Below are 9,665 nucleotides of genomic sequence, written 5' to 3'. Positions count from 1 at the left end.
GATGGCGGCGTAAACGCCTTATCCGGGCTACGCAATGGCGCAGAACCGTAGGCCTGTGCAAGCGTAGCGCCGCCAGGCATTAATGACAGGCACAGGGCTGCGCCTGGCCTGGAGAATAGTCAGCTTACCCGCGCAGACGCGCAACAAAGTCGGTCAGCGCCTGGCGGGCGTCCCGATTTTCCGCTTCCAGCACCATCCACGGGCTGAACGCCCACGGCGTGGCGGCCAGCGCGCTTAACATGGTTGCCAGGTCAACCCACTGATAGTCCATGACTTCATCGTCGTTAGGCTGCACTTCGCTTACCACGCGCGCGGCATATACCGGGCACACTTCGTTCTCAACGATACCGTTTGGGGCGACCGCCCGGTAGCGGAAGGCCGGGTGAACCGGCGCGATATCAGAGATCTCCACACCGAGTTCGAAGCGACAGCGGCGCGTGACGGCCTGCTCGAAGGTCTCGCCCTGCTGGGGGTGTCCGCAGACCGAGTTGGTCCATACCCCGGGCCAGGCTTTTTTGCCCAACGAACGGCGAGTGACCAGCAACTGACCCTGCTGGTTAAACAGCCAGCAGGAAAACGCGAGATGTAAAGGGGTATCAAACGTATGGGCGGCATACTTCTCCAGCATACCGGCAGGCTGATCCTGCTCATCCAGCAAAATGACGTGTTCCCCGGCCATGACGACTCCTGAAAATAAAAAATGACCCGGCACAAACCCGCCGGGTCATGTACTCAGGCCACTAGGGTAGCCCATAAATGGGAGAAAGGCATTACCAAAACAAGCCCTGGAGGCAGCTCTGTGAACGGCAACGCGCAATAGCGAGGAGAGGCCGCCGCGCCGCGTGGCGCAAATATGAATTTCTGCCTGCCGCAGACCGCGCGCTAGGGACGGGGGATAATGGTTTCGCCATCAGGGATGACGCCCTGCGCCGCGGACTGGTATGATATTCGCCCTGATTGCGAGGTAAGTGGTTGTGTTAAGTGCAGGATGCCTGATGATGAAACGCTTTTATATGACACTGATGCTGGCGGCAAGCCTGGTGCTGGCCGGCTGCTCCAGCACCTCCGATTCCGGTGGCACCTACACCGTTAAACGCGGCGATACCCTGTACGGCATCTCCCGCACCACCGGCACCAGCGTTCGCGATCTGGCCCGCCTGAATAACATCTCCCCGCCTTACACCATTGAGGTGGGGCAGAAGCTGAAGCTTAACGGCAGCAGTTCAACGAAGACAACGAAGAAAAAATCTTCCTCTACGCGCACCGCGGCGGTCACGCCTTCGTCCGCGGTACCTCAGTCCTCCTGGCCGCCGGTGGGACAGCGCTGCTGGCGCTGGCCGACCAGCGGCAAAGTGGTCCTGCCTTATTCCACCGCCGATGGCGGCAATAAAGGCATTGATATCGCCGGAACCCGCGGCCAGCCGGTGTATGCCGCCGGGGCGGGCAAGGTGGTCTACGTCGGCAATCAGCTGCGCGGCTATGGCAATCTGATCATGATTAAGCACAGCGAGGATTACATCACCGCCTATGCCCACAACGATAAGCTAATGGTGAATAATGGCCAGAGCGTGAAGGCCGGCCAGCAAATTGCCACCATGGGCAGTACGGATGCCGACTCAGTGCGGCTGCATTTCCAGATCCGCTACCGGGCGACAGCCATCGATCCGCTGCGTTACCTGCCGCCGCAGGGAAGTAAACCTAAGTGCTAAAAGGTTATTTTATCGCCAGTCAGCATCCGGCAGGCTTGTCACAGGGTGCGTAAGGGCTATAATGCTTCTCGCACCTCTTCGCGGGCGTAGTTCAATGGTAGAACGAGAGCTTCCCAAGCTCTATACGAGGGTTCGATTCCCTTCGCCCGCTCCAAATTCAAGTCTCCTGAAGTCTACCTAACTCAATTTTCCCTTGATAAATCAGCGATTATAGCATTCTGTTAGTCTATTGAACTCCGACGGAGGACTCCACTTTGGTTGCGGGATCGGCGTTTTGCGCTGCTGGCGCTGGAGTCGTAGCGTTTAGTGATATTTTCGCACTTATCCTGTTTCCGCAGGATGAGTGATTTTTCGCAACCGGCTCGCGCTGACGACGACCGATACCGCAGAGGCCGCGGCGGCGCTCCACAGCGCAACATGAATTGACCTTTCATCTGCTGCCAGCAGAACGGCTACGGCGGCGGCTCCCAGGCACTGCCCGAAAGTGCGCATAATGGATAAAACACCGGACGCATAACTCGCGTGCTCACGAATAACGTTTGAGAGCATTTCCCGGTTATTGGGACTCTGAAAGTAGCCAAACCCTATTCCGCATACCAGGCTTCGCAGGCAGATATCCCACATTGAAGGTCTGGCGGGTAACGTCGCCAGCAGGATCAAACCGACGACAAATATCACCAGCCCCAGGGTGGATATCGCCGGGGCTGATATCGTGTCCGCCCAACGGCCTGCATGCGGCGCAATCAGCACGATCCCTAATGGCCACGGCGTAAACAGCAGGGCAGACACTACCGGACTGTAGCCGTATCCGCTCTGAAACAGGAAGGGTAGCGCAATAAAGGTGATCCCCTGGCTGACGAAAGCAACCATCGACGTGAAGGCCGCGAGGGTAAAACGTTCATTTTTAAACATGCTCGGCGGCAGTAAGGGATGATCCGTGCGGCGGATTTGCCAGATAAAAGCCATGCCGCTCAGCGCAGCGAGAGCCATCCAGCAAAGGCTGCCGAATTGAGAAGTAGCGTTCTGTAGGCTGTTCGCCGCCATGATCGTCGAACCCAACAGCAGCGCCGACAATATGGCGCCCACGGTGTCGAAGGGCGCCTGCATACGGATCGCATCCCGCGGCAGCGCTCTGACCGCCAGCAGTAAGGCGAGGGTGCCGGGAAGAACGTTTATCGCAAACAGCCATTGCCAGCTAAGGGTGTGAAGGATCGTACCGCCCAATACCGGGCCGATAGCGGAGCTCGAGGCAATGAGCAGGGCATGGAACCCCAGAATGCGGCCAAGTAAGCGTCCGGGAAATACGGACCTGAGTATTGCGGGGGCAATACTCAGCGTCGCCGCGCCGCCGATCCCCTGAAGCACGCGCATACCGATAAGCACTTCGGGCTTATTCGCCAGCGCACAACCCAGTGATGTCAGGGTAAAGGTCGTCAGGCCCGCCAGAAATACGGGGCGATAACCCAGACGGGCCGCAAGCGCCGCGAATATCGCCAGCGTCATCGCAGCCGCCAGCAGATACCCGTTGGCGAACCAGACGGCAATACTGGCAGGTACCTGCATCTCCTGAGCCATGGAGGGCAGGGCAATGTTGATCATGGTGCCATCAAACACGCCCATTAAGGTGGTGGTCATTATTGCGGCCATCACCCGTGCGCGCGCCGGGCCAGGCAGTCCTTCGTCGCCGGGTTGACTGGAAAAGAGCGTCATCATTTGTCCTCTGAGAAGAGTGTATGGATGACAAAACTATAAAGATGGCTTTTACCAGGCGGAAGGCGCACTATTTTCACTTTATTGTTGCATCAAACGCCTTATCTTAATGTGCTGGGAGGAAGGGTAATGTCTGATCCCGATTTTAATTTGCTGGTAGCTCTCGACGTATTGCTGAGTGAAGCGAGTGTCGCAGGTGCGGCTCGTCGTCTGAACCTCAGCACTTCGGCCATGAGCCGGACATTAAGCAGGTTACGCGATGTCACAGGAGACCCGATCCTGGTACGCGCCGGGCGTAACATGGTACTGACCCCGTGGGCCGAAGCGACCCGGGATCGCGCCAGGCGTGCAGTGCACGATGCCAGGGCGGTATTACAGCCCTCAACTGAAACGTTCAGCGCGCAAAATCTGGCGCGTCTTTTTACCATCAGGGCAAACGATGGTTTTGTGGTGGCGTTTGGGCCTGCGCTTATAGCAGCGGTTGCCGACGCCGCGCCGGACGTCTGTATACGCTTCGCGCCTAAGCCGGAAAAAACGTCGCGCTATCTTCGGGAAGGGCTGGTTGATCTGGAGATTGGCGTTCAGAGTAATATGGGGCCAGAAATACGGCTGCAACGACTGTTTGAGGATCGGTTTGTTGGCGTCGTCCGTAAAGGGCACCCGCTGGCTAAGCAGGCTGAAATAGGCGTGAGTGATTATGTCGCCTGGGGCCATGTGGTAGCGTCACCCGAGGGCGCGTTGCACGGATCCGTTGACGATGCGCTGGCCGAACTGGGGACAAAACGTAAAATTGCAAGCGTCGTACCGGGATTTCCGACAGCACTTTCCGTGGCGCTGGAATCGGATCTTATCGCCATGATACCCGCACTCTATTTACTCAATCAGCAGGTAACGGACCAGGTACACCTTTTCGAGCTGCCGTTCAAAAGCCGTCGTATTACGGTATCGCAGATGTGGCACCCAAGAATGGAACGCGACCCCGGTCACCGCTGGCTGAGAGAGCAAATTCTTGCGATATGCGGTGTGGGGAGGTCAGTCATGACTAAGGAGCCTGTATAGCGATTGCTATAACATCAATTTATATTAAATGAATAATTCAAATTATTGATATTTAATATAAAAAATAAAGCGAAGTAGCGGTGTAGTAGCTAAATTGAGATGTCCATCTCTGACCAAATAGACTTGTCCGCGCTACCGTCTCGCCACAGCGATCGCTGCTTTCAAAGGATGAGACTCATGACGGCATACGGAACGGAAATTTTCTCAATGAGCGATGTGAACAGACTCACTATCGAAGTCTCCATACTTCGATAGACCGTTTATGTTCTTTCCGCGAGACCTAATCGAAAGCCCTCCTGGTACCTTTAAATTAACAATTAACGATAAATAAAGGACAGCTTCCCTGTCCTTTATTCTTTTTTATTCAGTTTTGCTCTCGCGCGATCGTAATACCTCACCGACCACCGGGGCGGCGGTAAACGCATTTGGCCATCCCGCGTAGAACGCCGCCTGGGCGACCACTTCTCCGGCCTCTTCAGCCGAAAGCCCATTATCCATAGCTCTGTTTAGGTGGTAGCCAATCTGCGCGCTCTGTCCGGCGGCGATTAACGCGCTGACCGTCACCAGACTTCTGTCGCGGGGCGTAAGCGCGGGCCGTTGCCAGAGGTCGAGAAACAGCGGGTCGGCGGTAAATTTAACCAGGCCAGGCGAAATGGGGCCGACATTTTTTTCCACGGTGTCTGCACGCTGTTTCTCTACCTGTTCATTGAGTGGCAGCAGCGTTGGCGAGGCGGCGGGCAGGGCCTCTGCCGTCACGCCCCTGGCTTCAAAGATGGCTTTAGCGACGCTGACGGCTGACATCGCATTGGGCCAGCCAGCGTAGAAGGCGAGGTGAGTAATGATCTCTGACACTTCCGCTGGCGTCACGCCGCTATCGAGCGCAACGGCAATATAGTGCTTCAGCTCGCCTGGCTGGTTGCGGGCAATCAGCATCGCTACGGTCACGATGCTACGGTCGCGGGCGGACAGGGCGTCACGTTGCCAGAGGTCGTTGCTGATGGCCTCGCGGCCGAAGCGCGCCAGCGCCGGGGAGACCGCTTGAATATCAGCGTCCGCAAGGGTGGAAGGGGTAATTTTCATCATAGCTTCATCTCTTTGTTCGTGGGCATAAGTAAAATCAGACAGCACAAGCGACAAGGCTGCCGCGGCAATCACGTTTTTCATGTTTTATTCTCCCTGCTGAACAGGACAGAGGGTTACCGCGTCCACACCTGATGATGGTCTTTGGCTTGCGGCGTGTTTTGCGCCATCACGCCTGTGAGAACGTGCGGCTGGTAGGCTTCTTCCAGATAACGGATGTCTTCCGGGCTCAGTTGAAGGGCTACAGCGTTGACCGCGCCGTCAACATGATGCTTTTGCGTGGCGCCGATCACCGGGGCGGTGACTTTAGTCAGCAGCCAGGCCAGCGAAATTTCGGTCATGGAGACCTGATGCCGTTCGGCAAGTTCGGCGACGCGGGCAATAATGATCCGGTCCTGTTCTGCCGTGCCGTCGTATTTGCCCCGGGCATAATCATCTTCCACCGCTCGCCGCGTGTGGCCTTCTAAGCGGGAGAGACGGCCGCTGGCCAGCGCGCTATAGGGAGTCATGGCGATACCCTCTTCCGCGCACAGCCCGAACAGCTCTCGTTCATCTTCACGCATAATCAGGTTGTAGTGGCTCTGCACAGAAACAAAGGATGTCAGCCCTTCGCGTTCGGCAAGGGCGTTCACCTTCGCCAACTGCCAGGCATAGCAATTGGAAATGCCAATCGCGCGCACCTTGCCGGCGGTCACTGCGGTGTGCAGCGCCTCCAGCACGTCGATAACCGGGGTGTTGTAATCCCAGATGTGGTAGATGTAGAGGTCGATGTAGTCCATCCCGAGGTTTCGCAGACTCTGGTCAAGCGAGCGGGCTATCGCCTGTTTTCCGCTGATCCCCTCGGCAATCTGCGCGGCGGTTCGTGGCAGAAACTTGGTGGCCAGCACCACCTCCTCGCGTTTTGCCATCTCCCGCAGCGCCCGGCCAACGTACCGTTCGCTGGAGCCGTTCTGATAGGCGATGGCGGTATCGTAAAAATTGATGCCCTGTTCCAGAGCGTGGCGGATGATGTCCCGGCTGGCTGTTTCGTCCAGCGTCCAGCGATGCTGACCCGTTGACGGATCGCCAAACCCCATACATCCCATGCAGATACGGGAGACCAGTAAGTCACTCTTCCCGAGCCGGGTATACTGCATCGTTATTTTCTCCCTTTGGGTTATTCCACCAGAGTTTTCAGCTGCGCGATCAGTCTGGCCGCGTGCTCCCGGGCACGCGCTTTTTGCTGGGCGATTTTGTCGGCATCCCGGTCGGCGTAGCTGATGCCGCAGGTATAAACCGGCGCCAGCAGCTCAAGATTGCACAGCCTGGCCGTGGTCTCGAAAGGAAGGAGGTACTCTTCAATGGCGTGGCCAAAGAAACCGTCAGTGGTGTAGAGCGCTTGCGGCGCCCCGGTGGTGAAACAGAGAAGCAGTTTTTTACCGCCCAGTTTCGCCGTTGAGCCGTGAGCAAAGCCATGAACAAAAACCTCGTCCAGCCACTGTTTCATTAACCCGGGCAGCCCATACCAGGAAAAAGGAAACTGCCAGACAATCACATCGGCCCTGAGCAGGCTTTCCTGCTCTGCGCTGATATTGATGTTGCCGTGCGGATAGAGCCTGTCCAGACGGCGGATTTCCGCGTCGGGCAGGGCGGTCTCCACTTCGTCGAGGATGGTGGCGTTGGCGATGGAATGGTTAAGATCCGGATGCCCGGAAACGACAAGAATATGAGCCATTCCCAACGTTACTCCTGATGTTTAAATTCAGCAGAGAAGAGATTTTCCCAGCTAATAAACGAGCCGAGTGGAATACACTCGAAGGTTAATAGACCCGCTTTTGCCAGCGGAAATTCGGCCATGACATTATTCGCCTCTTCCACGGTGTCGCACTCGAGGAAAATAGCGACGCCGGGTCGATCCTGACGGAAATAGATGTCGCGAATAAAGCCTGACTTGTACAGTCCCCAGGCGTGCAGGGCTTCTGCGGTAAGGTGCGGCGCATAGTGTTCCAGCGTCGCGCCGGGGGCAGGGATATCCAGACATAAAATTCGCATAGTTGTCTCCGGAAAGTCGTTATCAGCGGGAAGAGACAAAAGTATACGAGCCGCAGGGGGGGAAGATTAGGCGGTCATTGACTTAAGAATATTTAGCCTGTACTTAATAATCAGGCGAGGGTGTCTTAAGGAGATGCTATGAATAACGCGCTTTATAATCAGATACGCATCTTTCAGAGCATTGCGCGCGAGGGCAATATCTCGGCCGCCGCGCGCAAGCTCGAAATCACGCCGCCGTCGGTCAGCAATGCGCTCAGGCTGCTGGAGGAGCATATTGGCCACCCCCTTTTTGTGCGCACTACCCGGCGTATCGAGCTGACGGAAACCGGGCAACAGCTGCTGGAGCAGACCGCCGCGGCGGTGGAGACACTGGAAAAGTCGCTGGAAATCATCCGCGACCAGAATCAGGAGCCCTCCGGGGCAGTGAGAATAACCCTCTCGCGCTTTGCCTACCTGCTTATTCTCAAACCGGCGATGGCGGCATTTTGTCAGCAATATCCGGGGATCCAGCTGGAAATATCGGTCTATGACGGTACCGTCAATATTATTGAAGAACGTTTCGACCTTGGGATCCGCTTTGGCGATATTCTCGAAGGCGGCGTGGTCGCCCGCCCGTTAATGAAGCCGTTTCGTGAAGGGCTATACGCCTCCTCTGCCTATCTTGCCGAATATGGCGTGCCCGCGATGCCTGCCGATCTCCATCATCACCGGCTGATTGGCTATCGCTTTATTACCAACAACCGCATCCTGCCGCTGATCCTCAATGACCACGGCGAGCAGCTCACCGTCGAGATGCCCGGACAGTTAATCAGCAATGATATTGACGTCATGGCCGACGGTATTCGCCACGGACTGGGGATTGGCCGTTTATTTGAACCAATCCTGCAATTACAGCCCGATCGTGAGCAGTTTATTCCCGTGATGGAGGACTACTGGAAAACCTATCCGCCGGTTTATCTCTATTACCCAAAAAACGCAGGCAGAACGAAAAGGGTGAAAGCCCTGATTGATTTCCTGATAATGCATGCCGCGGAATAAAGGCTATTTTGCGTGCGACATATCTGAAGGCATAGATCCTGTCTTTCCCTCAGCCTTAACCCTATACTCCTTGCGGATAAAGCGGTTTTTATCGCGATGATTTTTGCCGCTCAACGGCTTAACCCATCACCAACGTCATAGGCTGGGAATATCAATAAGGGAGAGGTATCAATGGGCAGACGCTTCATAGTCTGTATATTCGCGCTGGTGGCGTTTTCGGCCAGTGCTGCGCATGGTGTTCACGGTGGCCATAACGGGCAGTCGGTGAGCGCTGGCGCCGACGGCGGCAACGGTTCGAACGGCGGCGATATCGATAATTCCTCGGGTCGGGCAGGGTGCCCTGGCGGCACCGATCCCGATAAGCACGGTCATTTTTATCTCCCTGGCACCAGCGAACCCTGCAATCCTGGGCCCCAGGATGCAGAGAAAGTCGGGTCTTCCCGCTAGCGTTCAGCTCAGATCGTGCAGCGCTTTGTCCAGCGGCGGGGAAAGCTGAATATCCTGAAACGCAACCGCCAGTCCGCCACGCTCCGGTGAGCAGCACATGACGCCCGCTTTCACCGGGCCTGGCGGAAAGTAGCCGAGCCGCAGCAGCGGCCAGTGCTCGCCGTCGGTTGAATACTGCAGCCTTAACGCGTCGCCCTTGCGGGTCAGCCGCAGCCAGAAGGTGCGCGGGTCGCCGGGGAAAAGCCCGGTGGCCCAGTCGGAGTGGGTTAGCGTCAGTACGCTGCCGATGGCCGGGGCATCGTCATTGAATTCAATTCCCGCCTTCAGCCAGGTCTGCTCGTCGGCCATCATCATCAGCCCGGCCTGGTCGTAAAGCGTGGTGAAATCCGCACAGATTTTTGCCTGCAGGGTAAAATCGCCCGCCACTTCTGCGGCATAGAGATGGCCAGAGAAGCGCTCGAAGCCATACCAGGTATGGCGCCAGAAGTCGGTATGCTTATTAGTGACCACCGTCAGGCCGTCGGCATCGCGGCGCCACTCGGCAGGTTCATTGATCCAGTGAAAGTACGGCTGCATTTTTCCTCCGGGATA

The 9,665-nt window shown here is 56.6% G+C and carries 11 protein-coding genes and 1 tRNA gene; 5 read left to right on the top strand and 7 right to left on the bottom strand.

The window, feature by feature from the left end; all coding sequences use genetic code 11:
- Positions 1–124 precede the first annotated feature (124 nt).
- A complete protein-coding gene (idi, locus tag HMPREF3140_RS17560; RefSeq protein WP_002916298.1) occupies positions 125–679 on the bottom strand; it encodes an isopentenyl-diphosphate Delta-isomerase in 555 nt (184 codons plus the stop codon).
- A 316-nt stretch (positions 680–995) separates the two neighbouring features.
- Between idi and actS the strand changes: the two genes are divergently transcribed.
- A complete protein-coding gene (actS, locus tag HMPREF3140_RS17550) occupies positions 996–1,709 on the top strand; it encodes an amidase activator ActS (protein ID WP_004157874.1) in 714 nt (237 codons plus the stop codon).
- A gap of 80 nt (positions 1,710–1,789) precedes the next feature.
- Positions 1,790–1,863, top strand: a tRNA-Gly gene (locus HMPREF3140_RS17545).
- Positions 1,864–2,030: 167 nt separating this feature from the next.
- Here HMPREF3140_RS17545 and HMPREF3140_RS17540 read toward each other — a convergent pair.
- Complete coding sequence (locus tag HMPREF3140_RS17540; RefSeq protein WP_032412364.1) at positions 2,031–3,419, bottom strand: MFS transporter; 1,389 nt, start codon at positions 3,417–3,419, stop codon at positions 2,031–2,033.
- Positions 3,420–3,548: 129 nt separating this feature from the next.
- On the opposite strand from HMPREF3140_RS17540, the gene HMPREF3140_RS17535 reads away from it, so the two are divergent.
- Positions 3,549–4,478, top strand: coding sequence for a LysR family transcriptional regulator (locus tag HMPREF3140_RS17535; protein ID WP_015958948.1), 930 nt, complete (start codon positions 3,549–3,551; stop codon positions 4,476–4,478).
- Between the two features lie 360 nt (positions 4,479–4,838).
- Here HMPREF3140_RS17535 and HMPREF3140_RS17530 read toward each other — a convergent pair whose 3' ends face one another.
- From HMPREF3140_RS17530 to HMPREF3140_RS17515, 4 genes are read right to left on the bottom strand one after another with little or no spacing between them, the layout of a single operon-like run.
- On the bottom strand, positions 4,839–5,642 hold the full coding sequence (locus HMPREF3140_RS17530; protein WP_004889869.1) for a carboxymuconolactone decarboxylase family protein: 804 nt from the start codon (positions 5,640–5,642) through the stop codon (positions 4,839–4,841).
- A gap of 32 nt (positions 5,643–5,674) precedes the next feature.
- Positions 5,675–6,694: an aldo/keto reductase gene (locus tag HMPREF3140_RS17525; protein WP_002916289.1), complete on the bottom strand. Its 1,020-nt coding sequence runs from the start codon at positions 6,692–6,694 to the stop codon at positions 5,675–5,677.
- 20 nt (positions 6,695–6,714) lie between these two features.
- Positions 6,715–7,272, bottom strand: a complete 558-nt coding sequence (locus tag HMPREF3140_RS17520) for an NAD(P)H-dependent oxidoreductase (RefSeq protein ID WP_070553048.1) — start codon at positions 7,270–7,272, stop codon at positions 6,715–6,717.
- 8 nt (positions 7,273–7,280) lie between these two features.
- Positions 7,281–7,589: a superoxide dismutase gene (locus HMPREF3140_RS17515; protein ID WP_004151785.1), complete on the bottom strand. Its 309-nt coding sequence runs from the start codon at positions 7,587–7,589 to the stop codon at positions 7,281–7,283.
- Positions 7,590–7,727: 138 nt separating this feature from the next.
- Here HMPREF3140_RS17515 and HMPREF3140_RS17510 point away from each other — a divergent pair, with 138 nt between their 5' ends.
- Both HMPREF3140_RS17510 and HMPREF3140_RS29570 read left to right on the top strand, forming a co-directional pair.
- Complete coding sequence (locus HMPREF3140_RS17510) at positions 7,728–8,627, top strand: LysR family transcriptional regulator (protein ID WP_004174493.1); 900 nt, start codon at positions 7,728–7,730, stop codon at positions 8,625–8,627.
- A 171-nt stretch (positions 8,628–8,798) separates the two neighbouring features.
- Positions 8,799–9,074 carry a hypothetical protein gene (locus HMPREF3140_RS29570; protein WP_004174494.1) on the top strand — a complete coding sequence of 92 codons (276 nt, stop codon included), beginning with the start codon at positions 8,799–8,801 and terminating at the stop codon, positions 9,072–9,074.
- A gap of 3 nt (positions 9,075–9,077) precedes the next feature.
- On the opposite strand, the gene HMPREF3140_RS17500 is transcribed toward HMPREF3140_RS29570, so the two are convergent.
- Positions 9,078–9,650, bottom strand: a complete 573-nt coding sequence (locus tag HMPREF3140_RS17500; protein WP_009308609.1) for a DUF1349 domain-containing protein — start codon at positions 9,648–9,650, stop codon at positions 9,078–9,080.
- Between the last annotated feature and the right edge of the window lie 15 nt (positions 9,651–9,665).

Source organism: Klebsiella sp. HMSC16A12 (assembly GCF_001808265.1).
Lineage (GTDB): Bacteria > Pseudomonadota > Gammaproteobacteria > Enterobacterales > Enterobacteriaceae > Klebsiella > Klebsiella pneumoniae.
Note: the sequence above shows the minus strand (reverse complement) of the source record. Positions and strands in the feature narration are given on the sequence as shown.